The 14877-nt window shown below is 67.7% G+C and carries 12 protein-coding genes; 5 read left to right on the plus strand and 7 right to left on the minus strand.

Annotated features, from left to right (window positions below):
• On the minus strand, positions 1 to 1119 hold the full coding sequence (gene dnaJ / locus ACIOVG_RS13275) for a molecular chaperone DnaJ (protein ID WP_400874125.1): 1119 nt from the start codon (positions 1117 to 1119) through the stop codon (positions 1 to 3).
• Between the two features lie 41 nt (positions 1120 to 1160).
• Positions 1161 to 2192 carry a heat-inducible transcriptional repressor HrcA gene (gene hrcA / locus ACIOVG_RS13280; RefSeq protein ID WP_400874128.1) on the minus strand — a complete coding sequence of 344 codons (1032 nt, stop codon included), beginning with the start codon at positions 2190 to 2192 and terminating at the stop codon, positions 1161 to 1163.
• 186 nt (positions 2193 to 2378) lie between these two features.
• On the opposite strand from hrcA, the gene ACIOVG_RS13285 reads away from it, so the two are divergent.
• A complete protein-coding gene (locus ACIOVG_RS13285; protein ID WP_400874131.1) occupies positions 2379 to 3797 on the plus strand; it encodes a carboxylesterase/lipase family protein in 1419 nt (472 codons plus the stop codon).
• A gap of 3 nt (positions 3798 to 3800) precedes the next feature.
• Here the strand turns inward: ACIOVG_RS13285 and hemW are convergent, their stop codons facing one another.
• The 5 genes from hemW to ACIOVG_RS13310 all read right to left on the minus strand — a co-directional run bounded on the left by hemW (position 3801) and on the right by ACIOVG_RS13310 (position 9961).
• Positions 3801 to 5018, minus strand: coding sequence for a radical SAM family heme chaperone HemW (gene hemW / locus ACIOVG_RS13290; RefSeq protein WP_400874134.1), 1218 nt, complete (start codon positions 5016 to 5018; stop codon positions 3801 to 3803).
• A complete protein-coding gene (locus tag ACIOVG_RS13295) occupies positions 5018 to 5671 on the minus strand; it encodes a DUF1990 family protein (protein ID WP_400874136.1) in 654 nt (217 codons plus the stop codon). The genes hemW and ACIOVG_RS13295 overlap by 1 nt, the downstream gene beginning before the upstream one ends.
• 98 nt (positions 5672 to 5769) lie before the next feature.
• Positions 5770 to 6252 carry a DUF1990 family protein gene (locus ACIOVG_RS13300; RefSeq protein ID WP_400874138.1) on the minus strand — a complete coding sequence of 161 codons (483 nt, stop codon included), beginning with the start codon at positions 6250 to 6252 and terminating at the stop codon, positions 5770 to 5772.
• 2 nt (positions 6253 to 6254) lie between these two features.
• Positions 6255 to 8123 carry a translation elongation factor 4 gene (lepA, locus tag ACIOVG_RS13305; protein ID WP_400874140.1) on the minus strand — a complete coding sequence of 623 codons (1869 nt, stop codon included), beginning with the start codon at positions 8121 to 8123 and terminating at the stop codon, positions 6255 to 6257.
• Positions 8124 to 8236: 113 nt separating this feature from the next.
• Complete coding sequence (locus ACIOVG_RS13310; protein ID WP_400874143.1) at positions 8237 to 9961, minus strand: ABC transporter family substrate-binding protein; 1725 nt, start codon at positions 9959 to 9961, stop codon at positions 8237 to 8239.
• Positions 9962 to 10300: 339 nt separating this feature from the next.
• On the opposite strand from ACIOVG_RS13310, the gene ACIOVG_RS13315 reads away from it, so the two are divergent.
• From ACIOVG_RS13315 to ACIOVG_RS13330, 4 genes are read left to right on the plus strand one after another with little or no spacing between them, the layout of a single operon-like run.
• Positions 10301 to 11281 (plus strand): ABC transporter permease, encoded by a 981-nt coding sequence (locus ACIOVG_RS13315; protein ID WP_400874146.1) that lies wholly within the window; start codon positions 10301 to 10303, stop codon positions 11279 to 11281.
• Position 11282: 1 nt separating this feature from the next.
• Complete coding sequence (locus tag ACIOVG_RS13320; RefSeq protein ID WP_400874149.1) at positions 11283 to 12200, plus strand: ABC transporter permease; 918 nt, start codon at positions 11283 to 11285, stop codon at positions 12198 to 12200.
• Complete coding sequence (locus ACIOVG_RS13325; RefSeq protein WP_400874152.1) at positions 12151 to 14253, plus strand: dipeptide ABC transporter ATP-binding protein; 2103 nt, start codon at positions 12151 to 12153, stop codon at positions 14251 to 14253. The genes ACIOVG_RS13320 and ACIOVG_RS13325 overlap by 50 nt, the downstream gene beginning before the upstream one ends.
• On the plus strand, positions 14250 to 14828 hold the full coding sequence (locus ACIOVG_RS13330) for a PH domain-containing protein (RefSeq protein ID WP_400874155.1): 579 nt from the start codon (positions 14250 to 14252) through the stop codon (positions 14826 to 14828). Before ACIOVG_RS13325 ends, ACIOVG_RS13330 begins: the two co-directional genes overlap by 4 nt.
• Positions 14829 to 14877: the final 49 nt, after the last annotated feature.

The following is a 14877-nucleotide window of genomic DNA, read 5'->3' on the forward strand; positions in this document are numbered from 1 at the left end:
TCAGTGCTGTCCGCGGAATCGGTCGCGGAGCTTGGAGAACAGTCCCTGCTGGAACTGCGCGAGCTGCGGACCCGGGGCCTTCGCCTTCTTGGCGAAGTCCTCGATGAGTGCGCGCTGCGCCGAGTCGAGCTTGGTGGGTGTCACGACCTGCACGCCCACGCGGAGGTCGCCGCGCTGCGTGCCGCGGAGCGGTGTGATCCCGCGCCCTTTGATCGTGAGCACGTCTCCGGACTGCACGCCGGGACGGATCTCGAGGTCCACCTCGCCGTCGAGCCCCTGGATCGCGGTCTCGGTTCCGAGGATCGCATCGGTCATCGACACCTCGAGCGTCGCGAGCAGATCGTCGCCGTCACGGCTGAACGCGGCGTGCGGGTTCACCGTGACCTCGACGTACAGGTCGCCGTTGGGGCCCCCGGCCTTGCCCACCTCTCCGGAGCCGGGGAGCTGCAGACGCAGACCGGTCTCGACGCCGGCCGGGATGTCGAGAGACACGGTGCGGCGCGAGCGCACGCGGCCCTGGCCTCCGCAGGTTCCGCACGGGTACGGGATCGTGGTTCCGTAGCCCTCGCACGTGCCGCAGGGCTGCGAGGTGACGACATTGCCGAGCAGACTGCGCACCTGGCGCTGCACGTGACCGGAGCCGCCGCAGATGTCGCAGGTGACGGGCGAAGTGCCTTCCTGGCAGCAGGACCCCTGACAGGTCTCGCAGAGCACCGCCGTGTCGACCTCGATGTCACGATGCGCGCCGAACACGACATCGCCGAGGTCGAGGGTCACGCGCACCAGGGCGTCCTGGCCGCGTTCCCGACGCGAGCGCGGCCGCCCGCCGCGGCCACCGCCCTGCGCAGCGCCGAAGAACGTCTCGAAGATGTCGCCGAAGCCGCCGAACCCTCCGAAGTTCCCGGCCGCGCCGTCTCCGCCGCCCATGTCGTAGCGACGGCGCGACTCGTCGTCGCTGAGCACGTCGTACGCGTGGGTGACGAGCTTGAACTGCTCTGCGGCATCCTCGCCCGGATTCACATCCGGGTGCAGCTGCCGTGCGAGGCGCCGGTACGCCTTCTTGATCTCATCGATGGAAGCGTCCCGGGACACCCCGAGAACCTCATAGTGGTCCGCCACAATCGCCTTTCTGCGCGTGTCTGTCGTGTGGGAGCCGCGTGTCAGCGGCTCGCCTCGTCTTCATCGAGCATCCGCGTCAGGTAACGGGCGACCGCCCGTGCTGCCGCGAGGTTGCTCGGATAATCCATGCGTGTCGGTCCCATGACACCGACACGAGCCATCCCACTGGGGGCGGCGTAGTTGCTCGCGACGATCGATGCCTCGCCGAGGCCGAACGGCGCATTCTCCGTACCGATGCTGGCCGCGAGGCCGTGCTCGTCGGTCACCATCTCGCTCATCAGCCGCAGCAGGGTCACCTGCTCCTCGATGGCCTCGAGGAGCGGATGGATGCTGCCGCGGAAGTCCTGTTCGCGGCGGGCGAGCGTGGCCGCCCCCGCCATGACGAGCTTCTCCTGACGGAACTCACCCAGCTCGTCGATCACGATCGCCGCGAGCGTGCGCAATGCCGCGTCGTTGGGCGTGTCGACCGTGGCGAGAAGACTCTGCAGGCGATCAGCCGCATCACTGACGGCACGACCGGTGATCAACGCGGAGAGCCGCGCGCGCAGCAGGGCCAGCTCCGCCTCGTCGAGCTCGACCGGGAGTGGGGCCATGCGCTGCGATACACCGCCGGCATCGGTCACGAGCACGATCAGGAGTCTGTTGGGAGCCAGCGCCACGAGTTCGAGGTGCGTGAGGTGCGCGCGAGCGAACGACGGGTACTGAGCGAGAGCCACCTGGCCGGTGAGCTGGGTCAGCACGCGCACGGTGCGCACCATGAGGTCGTCGAGGTCCGCCGGCTCTGCCAGGAAGGACTCGATCGCCGAGCGCTGCGCCGCAGACATCGGCCGCAACTGGGCGAGGTGATTGACGAAGACGCGGTAGCCCTTGTCGGTCGGCACCCGGCCGGACGACGTGTGCGGAGCGGTGATCAGCTCCTCGTCCTCGAGCAGGGCCATGTCATTGCGGATCGTTGCCGCAGACACGCCGAAAGAGTGCCGGTCGACGATCGAGCGGCTGCCGACGGGTTCGTGGGTCTCGACGTAGTCCTGCACTATCGCGCGGAGAACCTGGAGTCCTCGCTCGGTGACCATCGACTTCTCCTTCCGCTGGCACTCGGATACTCAGAGTGCCAATTCTACCGGTGCGCAGAGCTTTCCGCCCGTCTCACCCGTCGAGTCGTGCGTGTGCCGCTCTCTCGAGGCGGTTCGCGACCCGCGAGGCGCGGACCGAGCGCCCCCTCTCATCCATCGCATCACGGGTGACCTACGATGACGAGCATGACGTCCGATCCCCAGATCACCCTCCGCGCCGGCACCGTCCAGGGAACCACGACAGACGGCATCCACCGCTTCCTCGGCATCCCCTACGCGGCGCCGCCCTTCGGCGAGAACCGCTTCCGCGCGCCGCAGCCGGTGACTCCCTGGGAGGGCGTGCGCGCGGCCACCGAGTTCGGTCCCACCGCGCCGCAGCTCCCCTACCCCGGAGCGATCGGCGAGCTGCTCGGCTCGGTGCACATCCCCGGCGAGGACATCCTCACGGCCAACGTCTGGGCGCCGGTGGATGCGGCCGGCGCGCCGGTCGTGCTCTGGATCCACGGCGGTGCTCTGGAGCGCGGCACGGCGGCACTCTCGCTCTACGACGGCGCCGTGTTCGCGCGGGCGGGCGTCGTCTTCGTCTCGATCAACTACCGCCTCGGCGCCGAGGGGTTCTCGGTGCTCGATGACGCCCCGCGCAACCTCGGCCTCCGCGACGTCGCCGCTGCACTCGAATGGGTGCATGCCGAGATCGCGGCATTCGGCGGGGACCCGGCCCGCATCACCGCGATGGGGGAATCGGCCGGTGGCGCGCTCGTGGCCGCCCTCCTCGCTCGCGACGAGTCACGCGCACTGATCGCGGGGGCCATCATCGAGTCGGGTCCGCTCGAGGCGCAGACCCCCGCCAATGCCGGTCGCGTCACCACCCAGATGGCGAAGCGACTCGGGGTCCGCGCCGATCGCGCCTCGTTCGCCGCCGTCCCACCGGAGCAGCTCCTCGAGGCCCGCCGGCAGCAGTCGGCCGGCTCCTCTCCCCTCGGCGGCGCGCCAGGATTCCAGGTCGCGATCGACCCCGAGAGCCTCCCGCAGTCGCCGCACGAGATGCTCGGCGAAATCGACGCTCCGCTGCTGATCGGCACCAACACCGACGAGTACCGGCTGTGGTTCCCTCCGGAGGCGCTCGCCGGCATCAGCGAGACGAAGCTCTTCCTCGCGTCTCTGGCCCTGCGCATCCCCCGTCGCGCGGTGAAGGCGTACCGCGACGAATGGCCAGGTGCGTCCACGGGCGAGATCTTCGGACAGCTGGCGACCGACATGATGCTGCGCCGCGGGCTCACCCGTGTCGCACAGGCGAAGCCGTCGTCGACCTTCGTGTACGAATTCGCCTGGTCGAGCCCGGTGCGCGATCTGCGGGCCGCGCATGCCCTCGAGCTCGGCTTCGTGTTCGACAGGCTCGACGACGAAGAGGCGCACCGGCTCGCGGGGCCGGATGCGCCGCGACGTCTCGCCGTGGAGATGAACGCCGCCTGGGTCGCGTTCATCACGACCGGCGACCCCGGCTGGCCGTCATATGGATCGGATCGAACCACGCGGCTGTTCGACACCGCGAGCACGACGATCCCGCAGCGCCGCACGACCGGGCTCGACCAGCTGCCGCGCTGAGCGTCAGTCGGTCAGCTCCCGCACCACCGCGTCCGCGAGCAGCCGTCCGCGCAGAGTGAGAGTCAGACGCCCGCGCAGCGCCGACGCGGCGTCGACCATCCCGTCGGCGATGAGTCCCGCCACGCGCGTGCGGTTGCCCTCCGGGAGCTCTGCGATCGCGATGCCCTCGGCGAGGCGGCTGAGCAGCAGCACGCGCTCCAGCATCCGGGCCTCGGCGTCCGGACGCTCGGTACCGGCCGCCGGGGACTCGGCGGCGGCGAGGCGCTGCGCGTAGGCGGCGGGATGCTTCACGTTCCACCAGCGCAGGCCGGCGACGTGACTGTGCGCGCCGGGACCGAATCCCCACCAGTCGCTCCCGCGCCAGTATGCGAGGTTGTGGCGTGATCGCTGCTCGGGTCTCCGCGCCCAGTTGCTGACCTCGTACCAGTCGAATCCGGCCCCACCGAGTCGCGCGTCCGCGAGCTCGTACATGTCGGCCTGCACATCGTCGTCCGGCGTGGGGACCTCACCGCGCCGGATCTGACGAGCGAGCTTCGTGCCGTCCTCGATGATCAGCGCATACGCCGAGATGTGATCGGACTCGAGCGCGAGAGCGGCATCGAGCGACGCCTCCCAATCGGCGAGCGACTCACCCGGCGCACCGTAGATCAGATCGACGCTCACGGCGAGACCGGCATCCTTCGCCGCGGTGACGGCGGTGCGCACGTTCTCCGGGCGATGCGTGCGGTCGAGGGCGGCGAGCACGTGCGGGACCGCCGACTGCATGCCGATGGAGAGACGCGTGACTCCGGCGTCGGCCAGCGTGCGTGCGACCTGAGGCGTGACCGTGTCGGGGTTCGCCTCGACCGTCACCTCCGCCCCCTCGGCCAGACCGAAGGCCGAGACGGCGGTGTCGAGCATCCGCGCCAGGTCTCCGGCGGGGAGGAGCGTGGGCGTCCCTCCGCCGAAGAAGACCGTGTCCATCGGGCGCAAGGCACCGGCGTCGCCGAGCACCCGCTGCGCGAGGGCGATCTCGGCGGTGAGGGTGCTCGCGTAGTCCTCCTGTTTGGCTCCGCGGAGCTCGCTCGAGGTGTACGTGTTGAAATCGCAGTACCCGCAGCGCACACGGCAGAACGGGATGTGCAGATACGCCGAGAACGGCACGCTCGTGTCGATCGGCAGATCGTCGGGCAGATGACCGTCTGCCGGTGCCGGATCCCCCAGAGGAAGAGGTCCCGCCATCAGAGCGGGGTCGCGTAGAGCGGGGAGATCGCCCGGAGGTAACGGGCGAAGAGTTCCCGACGGCGGCGCTTCACGAGGGCGGGAACCGTGCGGTACAGCAACGAGTTCGGCGAGTCGAATGCGCGCACCGTGAACCAGACCTCGTCGTTGTCCTCACGCCAGACGAGGTCGAAGGACTCCTCGCCGCTGACGACCGAACCGCCGACGGTACCCAGCACGAAGCCGATCCGGCGGGTCTCCTCGGTCACCGAGATGACCCGGAGCTCGGCGTCCGCGCGCATTCCTCCGACGCGCCCCCGCAGGTGCAGGGTCATGCCGGGGCCGACGAACGGCATGCCCTCGGCGTCGTAGCGCGGCTCGACATCGCGCTTGCTCGGCGCGATCGGATTGCCCTCCGCGTCGAAGCTCACTCCGGCGTAGGCGGGACCGGGTGCAGGGCGCACATCTTCGACACCGAGACCGGCCGCGCGCTGCGCGGTCCAGGAGAGCAGTGCCTCGCCGGCGCTCTGGAAGCGCTCGACCCCGCTGCCGATCCGCCAGGAATCCTCCGCCGGGATGCTGCGCTCCGGCGGGTACTGCATCAGATCGGGCGCGTGGGTCGCACCCACGGCCGCATAATCCACCGTGTCGTCTCGGAAAGTCCCGCGCCGCATGAGTTCCAGCCTACTGGGGGTTACCTGAGCGAACACCCCCACGCGCCGCCGCGCGACATATCGCCACCACCCTGAGCCCCTGAACAGACCACCAGGACTCAGCGCGAGGCCGCGGCGATCTCGGACTCGACGATGCGGATGTACGCCCGCGACACCGAGAGCTGCAGCACGCGGAGCGCCGGCGAGACGAGGCGCCAGAACAGGCTCGACGGGCACGAGAGCGACCGTGCGGTGAAGACCCCGTCCTCGTCGAGGACGAAGGACTCCTCACCGTAGAGCGGATGCCCCGGGCGCGTCTCGTAGCCGAAACCATGACCGTCCGCCCACACCACGCGCACGGGTTCGGCGAACCGGATGCCGAGCATCCGCTTGGCGAGGATCCCCTCGACGTCGACGACGGGAGTCAGGGCGGGAACCTCGAAACCAGCTCGCCGTTTGAACTCCCACGAGCTCACCACCGCAGAGACGGCGGCGCGGGCATGCGCGGGGACGAACACGGAGCGCTCCGTGAGACGCAGGCCAGCCGGCGCGGCATCGAGCGGATGACGGGTCACCCCGCGCTCATATGCCGGGAACGGCATCCCTACTTCTTGTCCTTGCCGTCGACGTCACCGGAGAGCGCCGCGATGAACGCCTCCTGGGGCACCTCGACGCGACCCACCATCTTCATGCGCTTCTTGCCCTCCTTCTGCTTCTCGAGGAGCTTGCGCTTGCGGGTGATGTCACCGCCGTAGCACTTGGCCAGCACGTCCTTGCGGATCGCGCGGATCGTCTCGCGGGCGATGATGCGCGCACCGATCGCCGCCTGGATGGGCACCTCGAACTGCTGGCGGGGAATCAGCTTGCGCAGCCGCTCCGCCATCATCGTGCCGTAGCTGTAGGCCTTGTCCCGGTGCACGATCGAGCTGAATGCATCGACCTTCTCGCCCTGGAGCAGGATGTCGACCTTCACCAGGTCCGCCTCCTGCTGGCCGGAGGGCTCGTAGTCGAGCGAGGCGTAACCCTGGGTCTTCGACTTCAGCTGATCGAAGAAGTCGAAGACGATCTCACCGAGAGGGATGTTGTAGCGCAGTTCCACGCGCTCCTCGGAGAAGTACTCCATGCCCAGCAGCGTGCCACGACGCGACTGGCACAGTTCCATGACCGTGCCGACGTAGTCCTTGGGGAGCAGGATGGCGGCCTTCACCATCGGCTCCGAGACCGAGCCGATGCGGCCGTCCGGGTATTCGCTGGGGTTCGTGACGGTGACGGTCTCGCCGGTGTCCGAGGTGAGCACCTCGTAGATCACGCTGGGAGCGGTCGTGATCAGGTCGAGACCGAACTCGCGCGCGAGGCGCTCGGTGATGATCTCGAGGTGGAGCAGACCCAGGAATCCGCAGCGGAACCCGAACCCGAGCGCCACGGACGTCTCGGGCTCATACACGAGCGACGCATCCGACAGCTTGAGCTTGTCGAGCGCCTCGCGCAGCTCCGCATAGTCGCTGCCGTCGATCGGGTACAGACCGGAGAACACCATGGGCTTGGGATCGGTGTAGCCGGGGAGCGCATCGGTCGCCGGTTTGCGCGCCGTCGTTACCGTGTCGCCCACCTTCGACAGACGCACGTCCTTCACGCCGGTGATGAGGTAGCCCACCTCACCGACGCCGAGTCCCTTCGAGGGAATCGGCTCCGGGCTGGACACACCGATCTCGAGGAGTTCATGGGTCGCGCCCGTCGACATCATCTGGATCCGCTCGCGGGGCGAGAGGCTGCCGTCGATCATGCGCACGTAGGTGACGACCCCGCGATAGGCGTCGTAGACGGAATCGAAGATCATGGCGCGCGCCGGAGCCTCCGCGTCGCCCTTCGGGGCCGGGATCTCCTCCACGAGGCGGTCGAGCAACTCCTCGACGCCCACGCCCGTCTTGCCGGAGACGCGGAGCACGTCCTCTGGCTTGCCGCCGATCAGCGAGGCCAGTTCCTTGGCGTACTTCTCGGGGTCGGCAGCCGGGAGGTCGATCTTGTTCAGCACCGGGATGATGTGCAGATCGTTCTCAAGAGCCAGATAGAGGTTCGCGAGCGTCTGCGCCTCGATGCCCTGAGCCGCGTCGACGAGCAGGATCGCGCCCTCGCACGCTGCGAGGGAACGGGACACCTCGTAGGTGAAGTCGACGTGGCCCGGGGTGTCGATCATGTTGAGCGCGAACACATCGTTCGGTCCCTGAGCCTGTCGAAGGGCCCACGGCATGCGTACGGCCTGGCTCTTGATCGTGATGCCGCGCTCGCGCTCGATGTCCATCCGGTCGAGGTACTGGGCGCGCATGTCACGGTCAGCGACGGCGCCGGTGATCTGGAGCATGCGGTCGGCGAGGGTCGACTTGCCGTGATCGATGTGCGCGATGATGCAGAAGTTGCGGATCTGCGCCGAAGGCGTCGCGGCAGGCTGAAGTGGAGTGAGGGCGCGTGGTGACATGTCCCGTCGATTCTACGGTGAGGGGCGAGGATTCCAGATTCCGCGGGCACGAGCCGCAGGCACGCAGAATGGGCGGCCCCTTTCGGGACCGCCCATTCCGGGGTGCGCGGGGCTTACTTGGCCCAGCCCACGTTCTCCCAGTGGTTCGTGCCGGTGACCGACTCGAACTGCGAGGGACCGTAGTTCACGAGACCCTTGGCGACCGCGTACTGGTTCGGACGCGCCGCCAGCGGGATCGTGACGGCCTCGCTCATGATGATCTTGTCGATCTCCTTGGCGATGTCGAGACGAGCGTCGGGGTCCAGCTCGGCGTTGGCCTTGGCCCAGAGTCCATCGAGTCGCTCGTCAGCGACGCCCGGGAAGTTCTGTCCCGAGTCGGCGGGGTTGAAGATCGACTCCGTCGACGAGATCGGGTAGGGCGTACCCTGCCAGGCGAAGATCGTGGCCTCGAAGTCACGGGTCTCCGTGGTGATGTACTTCGTGAAGAAGTCCGCAGAGGGAACCGTGTCGATCTTGACCTCGAAGCCCGCCTTCGCGGCCATCGGCTGGATCTGCTGCGAGAGCAGAGCCGAGTTCGGGGTCTCCGACGGGATGACGAGGCGAACGGTCAGCTTGGTGCCGTCCTTCTCGCGGATTCCCTTGTCGCCCTCGACCCATCCGGCGTCCTCGAGCTGCTTCTTCGCCGCGTCGACATCGAAGGCGATGTCGGCGCTGTCGTCCTCGTAGCCGTTCTGGCCGTTGAGGAAGATGAGGTTGTTCAGAACCTCGGGCTCGACGCCGAGCGGCTCGATGACGGCCTGCGCCATGATCTTGCGGTCGAGCGACTTCGCGAACGCCTGACGCACCTCGACGTCCTGGAAGACGCCGGCGGTTCCGTTGAGCGTGACGTGGCTGTACGTCACGCCCTTCGAGCTCAGGATCTCGGAGTCGGAGCGTGCCTTGGCGGACTCCAGCGTGTCGACGCTCGAGTTGATCGGGATCGCGTCGAACTCCTTGTTGGCGAACGCGTTGCCGACCGTCGAGCGGTCCGTGGCCTTGAAGTTGATCGTGTCGAGCTTCGGCTTGTCGCCCCACCACTGCGGGTTCGGCTCGAACGTGATGGTCTTGCCGGTCGCGTCGAACTTGCTCACGACGAAGGCGTTGCCCGAGACGAAGGTCGAGCCATCAGGAGCGAACGGTCCGTTGGCCCATGCCGTGTTGAAGCTCTCCGGGCTCGCGGTGAGCCAGCGCGGGTAGATGCCGCCGAGGATCGACGGCCAGTCCGCGTTCTTGTTCGCGAACGTGATGAGCACGTCCTGGTCGTTCTCGCCGGCCTCGACCGACTCGATGTCGGACCACACGTTGGTCGACGTCGGCGCGTAGGCCTCCACCTTGCCGTTGAGGGCGTTGAACATCCCCTGGATGTCCTGGTAGCCGATCGGGGTGCCGTCCGACCACACGGCGTCGGGGTTGATCTTGACCTCGACGACCTGCGGGTCCTCGCTCTTCAGCTCGACCGACGTCGCGAAGTTCTTGTCGGCCTCCCAGCTGCCGTCTTCCTTCACGACGACGAATCCGGGGAGGAACAGGCTCGAGATGGTGTTGTCATCAACCGTGCCGGAATCGAGGTTGTACAGGTTCCAGTTGGCCGGCGTCTCATCGAGCGGCAGGTTCAGCGTGCCGCCGTCTGCGATCGCGTCGCGGTCTGCGGCCACCCACCCCGTCGCGGGCAGCGCCGACGGCGAGGAACCGCCGTCGCCCTTGTCTCCGCCCGTGTTTCCGGGCGCGCATGCAGAGATGGCCAGCGCGACGCTGGCCAGCCCGGCGAGAGCCGCCCACTTCTTGGAGCTCGACTTCATCGATCTCCCCCTTCTGTCGTTATGTGCAGAGTGCACAGGACTCGTCCGCGGACCTCAGCGCTCGAAGCGCCCAGTCGCGGAGCAACATGATCGATGATCACCCCGGAAGCCCGCGCGCCAGGTGCGTGTTGTCCGGATCGTTACCTAGTTGTCGTTGAAACGGTGTCACGCACGTCCGATTCCCACACACATGACAACATGAGACGCAAGAACTGCGGGTCCATTCATCGCAATCAGTGAAGATATGCCGGTGTTTTGGACAGACGACGAGGCCACGCCTAAAGTAGCCAAGCCGCAACAGACCTCAGGTGCGCGGCGATCCCGCGCCGAAGGAGCTCCATGATCGGATTCATCGCCAAGCGATTGGTGAACTATCTCATCCTCACCGTCATCGCCACGCTGGCCGGATACGCCCTCGTCTCGACCACGCTTCAGCCGGCGGCGCGATTCATGGGCAAGAATCCCCCGGTCCCGCAGTCGTCCATCGACGCCGCGCTCGACAAGATCGGCGCGAACCCCGACGTCTCGCTGCTCCAGCGCACGATGGACTGGCTCGTGCAGTTCGTCACCACCGGATCTCTCGGAATCTCCGCCCGCGGAACGCAGGTGACCGCCGACATCTTCGACCGCGCGGGAACCAGCCTGCGGCTGCTGATCATCGGCTCCATCCTCGGAGCGATCTTCGGCATCCTGCTGGGCGTCTGGGGCGCGATCCGGCAATACCGTGCGAGCGATCAGATCATCACCTACGCCTCGTTCACGGTGCTGGCGACCCCCATCTTCGTGATCGCGGTCGTGCTCATGATCGGCGCGACCTGGCTCAACAACGCCGCCGGACAGCAGCTCATCAACTTCACGGGCGAATACAGCGTGGGCGTCACCGGATTCTGGCCGGTGATACGCGACCGATTGACGCACTTGCTGTTGCCGACGATCGCGTTGACCGTCACCGCGGCAGCTTCGTATTCCCGCTACCAGCGCAGCGCGATGCTCGACGTGCTCTCCTCCGACTTCATCCGCACCGCACGCGCGAAGGGACGCACCCGCGGGTCGGCGATCATGCGCCACGGCGTGCGCGTGGCGCTGATCCCGATGTCGACGTTCTTCGCCTACTCCTTCGGCACGATCCTGGCCGGCGCCGCAGTGACGGAGAAGATCTTCAGCTGGCACGGAATGGGTGAGTACCTGATCGACTCCGTCTTCAACAACGACATCAACGCGGCGACGGGATCGATCCTGTTCGCCGCGATCCTGGTGCTCATCGCGGGCACACTGGCCGACGTCCTCTACGCGGCCCTCGACCCCCGAGTGAGGATGTGAGATGACCCTCGATCCCACACAGCTGGATGCGCCGGTGCTCGAACCCGAGACCGACAACGCTCCCTCCATCCCGCGCTGGCGGCTGATCCTCCTGCGCACCTTCTCCGCGAAGCGCGCGTGGATCGGCGCCATCGCACTGGTGCTGATCTTCCTGCTGGCCTACGTCGGCCCGTTGCTGTATCCCTGGTCGTCGACCGACCAGGACTACCTCGCCTTCAACAAGGGCCCGAGCCTCGATCATTGGTTCGGCACCGACACGATCGGCCAGGACGTCTTCGCCCAATCGATGGCAGGGCTGCAGAAGTCCCTGCTGATCGGTCTGATCGTCGGACCGCTCACGGCGATCATCGCCGGTCTGGTCGGAGCGATCGCCGGCTACGTCGGCGGCGTCTGGGACCGCGTGATCGTCTGGATCATCGATCTGCTGCTCGTCCTCCCGAGCTTCTACATCCTGGTGCTGCTGAGCCCGCTGTTCAAGGACCTCGCCTGGGTGGCCCTCGTCGTCTTCCTGCCACTCTTCGGCTGGATGGTGCTCGCCCGCGTCATCCGCGGACAAACCATGTCGCTGCGCGAGCGCGACTACGTCAAGGCCGCGCGTTTCATGGGGGTCGGCGGTTTCACGATCATCCGCCGCCACATCCTCCCCAACGTCGCCTCGCTGCTCATCATCGATGCGACCCTGGGTGTGGGCGCCGCGATCCTGGCCGAGACGACCCTCAGCTATTTCGGATTCGGCATCCAGCCGCCGGACGTGTCGCTGGGCACCCTGCTCGCCGCGGGTAGCGCCGCAGCGACCACCCGCCCCTGGCTCTTCATCCCCCCGGCGATCCTCCTCGTCGCCACCGTGCTCGCATCGAGTCTGCTCGGAGATGCATTGCGTGACGCCGTCGACCCGACATCGGAGAACAACCGTGCCTGAACCCCTGCTCCGCGTCCGCGACCTCAACGTCACCTTCGAGACGAAGGCACGCACCGTCCACGCCGTGCGCGGTGTCAGCTACGAGGTGAACCGCGGCGAGTTCCTCGCGATCGTGGGCGAGTCCGGCTCCGGCAAGTCGGTGTCGTCGATGGCCGTCATGGGCCTGCTGCCCAGCACCGCGAACGTCACCGGTTCCATCACCTACGACGGCAAGGAGCTCCTCGGCTCCACCGACCGGCAGCTCTCCAAGATGCGCGGCTCGGACATCGCGATGGTGTTCCAGGACCCGCTGTCCGCGCTGACCCCGGTGTACACGATCGGTCAGCAGATCATCGAGGGTCTGAAGCTGCACCAGCCCGGTCTCAGCACGCAGGCGCTGGAGGCCCGGGCGATCGAGTTGCTCGACGTCGTCGGGATTCCTGAGCCCCGCCGTCGCGTGAAGTCCTTCCCCCACGAGTTCTCGGGCGGAATGCGCCAGCGCGCGATGATCGCGATCGCGATCGCGAACAACCCCAAGCTGATCATCGCCGACGAACCGACGACCGCGCTCGACGTCACGATCCAGGCGCAGATCCTGGATGTGCTCCAGACGGCGAAGGACATCACGGGCGCAGCCGTGGTGCTCATCACGCACGACCTCGGCGTCGTCGCCGGCAACGCCGACCGTGTCGCCGTGATGTACGCGGGCCGCATCGTGGAGACCGCGCCGGTCGACGAGCTGTTCGAGCGTCCGACGATGCCGTACACGATCGGGCTGCTGCGCTCGATGCCGAACATGGTCGACAGCCGCTCTGCGCGACTCGTGCCGCTCGAGGGTCGCCCCCCGCTGCTCACCGAGATCCCGACGGGGTGTCCGTTCGCCGATCGCTGCCCCGCGGTGATCTCGGCGTGCCGCGACATCGAACCCGACCTCGTGCCCGTCGCCCCGATGCAGGCGGCCGCGTGCATCCGTTCGACCGAGATCGTCGACGGCCGACTCCCGCGCGACGAGGTCTTCTCCCCGCCTGCTCCGGTCGAAGAGATCGTGCGTGAGGTCGAGACTCGCGGCACGGTGCTGGAGGTGGAAGGCGTGAAGCGTCATTTCCCCCTCACCAAGGGCACCGTGTTCCGCCGTCGCATCGGCACCGTCCGCGCGGTCGACGGCGTCAGCTTCGAGTTGAAGGGCGGCAAGACTCTGGGTCTGGTCGGCGAGTCCGGCTGCGGCAAGTCGACCACCGTCATGGAGGTCATGGAACTCGCCAAGCCTCAGGCCGGGCGGATCGCCGTCAACGGCGTCGACACCGCCACGTTGTCGCCGTCCGAGCGCCGCGCTCTGCGGACCGACATCCAGATCGTGTTCCAGGACCCCGCCGCATCGCTCGACCCGCGCATGACGGTCGAGGAGCTCATCGGCGAGCCGCTCACGGTGCACGATGTCCCGGCGAAGGAGATCTCGCGGCGAGTGCGACGGATGCTCGAGCTCGTCGGTCTCGAGCCGAGCTACGCCCGACGGTATCCTCACGAGTTCTCCGGTGGCCAGCGTCAGCGCATCGGCATCGCCCGTGCGCTCGTGGTCGAGCCGAAGATCCTCGTGCTCGACGAGCCTGTGTCCGCGCTCGACGTCTCGGTGCAGGCCGGTGTCATCAACCTGCTGGAAGACCTCAAGCAGCAACTCGGCCTCTCCTACCTGTTCGTCGCGCACGACCTCGCGGTGGTGCGCCACATCGCCGACGACGTGGCGGTGATGTATCTCGGACGCATCATCGAGTACGGCGACTCCGACGCGATCTTCAGCAACCCGCGTCATCCGTACACGCGCGCGTTGCTGTCCGCTGTGCCGATCCCGAACCCGCAGATCGAACGCGCACGCGAACGCATCCTGCTCTCAGGCGATCTCCCGTCGCCGACCGAGTCGATCACCGGATGCGCGTTCCGCAAGCGGTGCCCCCTGTATGCGATTCTCCCGCCCGAGCAGCAGAACGAATGCGAGACCAGGGCCCCCGAGCTGCGCACGGTGGAAGGACGCGATGTGTCGTGCCACTGGGCGGAGCGGGACATCCTGCAGCCGGCGTGAGTCAGCGAGGCCGAGGGGCAGGACGTGCAGACGCCCAGGTCGTGATGCGCGGTGCGTCCGGGTGGTGGATCAGCGGCGCATTGGCCGCACTGTTCGTCTTCATGCTCGCTGATGCGGGGATCCGCGCAGAATGGTCCACGATCCTCCTCGCCGCGCCCTGGATGGCTGCCCTCCTGATCCTGTGCTGGGCACTCCTGATCCGTCCCTGCCTTGTCGTCTCGCCGGAGGGTCTGACGATCGTGAACGTGCTGCGCACGCATACGCTGCCGTGGGGTGAGATCACCGGCCTCCAGGTGCGCTATCAACTGATCGTCACTCGGATGCACGGCGCGACGGTCCGGGCGTGGGGCTCCCCCACGGTGCATCCGCGCCGGGATCAGGAAACCGACGGATCACCGCTGCCGGCCGGGCGCCGTTTCGTGGGCGTGGTCGAGGCGATCGAGCAGGCGCGCGAGGAGCTCGGGCCGCCTGAGCACCCCCGCACGGAATCCGCCACGACATTCGCGTGGACTCCCGTCCTCGCCTTCTGCATCGCGGTGGCGCTCGGCATCCTCTCCGCGAACCTGCTGGGCTGACCGGCACGACGGCCCGGACGGGCGCCCGCGCCGAGCGCGACCGGACGTT

It is taken from the genome of Microbacterium sp. NPDC087591, assembly GCF_044743625.1.
Taxonomy (GTDB): domain Bacteria; phylum Actinomycetota; class Actinomycetes; order Actinomycetales; family Microbacteriaceae; genus Microbacterium.

Bases quoted from the DNA above. Each gene is read 5' to 3' on its own strand.
- hrcA (WP_400874128.1), bottom strand. From the start codon at position 2,192: ATGGTCACCGAGCGAGGACTCCAGGTTCTCCGCGCGATAGTGCAGGAC.
- ACIOVG_RS13285 (WP_400874131.1), top strand. From the start codon at position 2,379: ATGACGTCCGATCCCCAGATCACCCTCCGCGCCGGCACCGTCCAGGGA.
- hemW (WP_400874134.1), bottom strand. From the start codon at position 5,018: ATGGCGGGACCTCTTCCTCTGGGGGATCCGGCACCGGCAGACGGTCAT.
- ACIOVG_RS13295 (WP_400874136.1), bottom strand. From the start codon at position 5,671: ATGCGGCGCGGGACTTTCCGAGACGACACGGTGGATTATGCGGCCGTG.
- ACIOVG_RS13300 (WP_400874138.1), bottom strand. From the start codon at position 6,252: ATGCCGTTCCCGGCATATGAGCGCGGGGTGACCCGTCATCCGCTCGAT.
- lepA (WP_400874140.1), bottom strand. From the start codon at position 8,123: ATGTCACCACGCGCCCTCACTCCACTTCAGCCTGCCGCGACGCCTTCG.
- ACIOVG_RS13310 (WP_400874143.1), bottom strand. From the start codon at position 9,961: ATGAAGTCGAGCTCCAAGAAGTGGGCGGCTCTCGCCGGGCTGGCCAGC.
- ACIOVG_RS13315 (WP_400874146.1), top strand. From the start codon at position 10,301: ATGATCGGATTCATCGCCAAGCGATTGGTGAACTATCTCATCCTCACC.
- ACIOVG_RS13320 (WP_400874149.1), top strand. From the start codon at position 11,283: ATGACCCTCGATCCCACACAGCTGGATGCGCCGGTGCTCGAACCCGAG.
- ACIOVG_RS13325 (WP_400874152.1), top strand. From the start codon at position 12,151: ATGCATTGCGTGACGCCGTCGACCCGACATCGGAGAACAACCGTGCCT.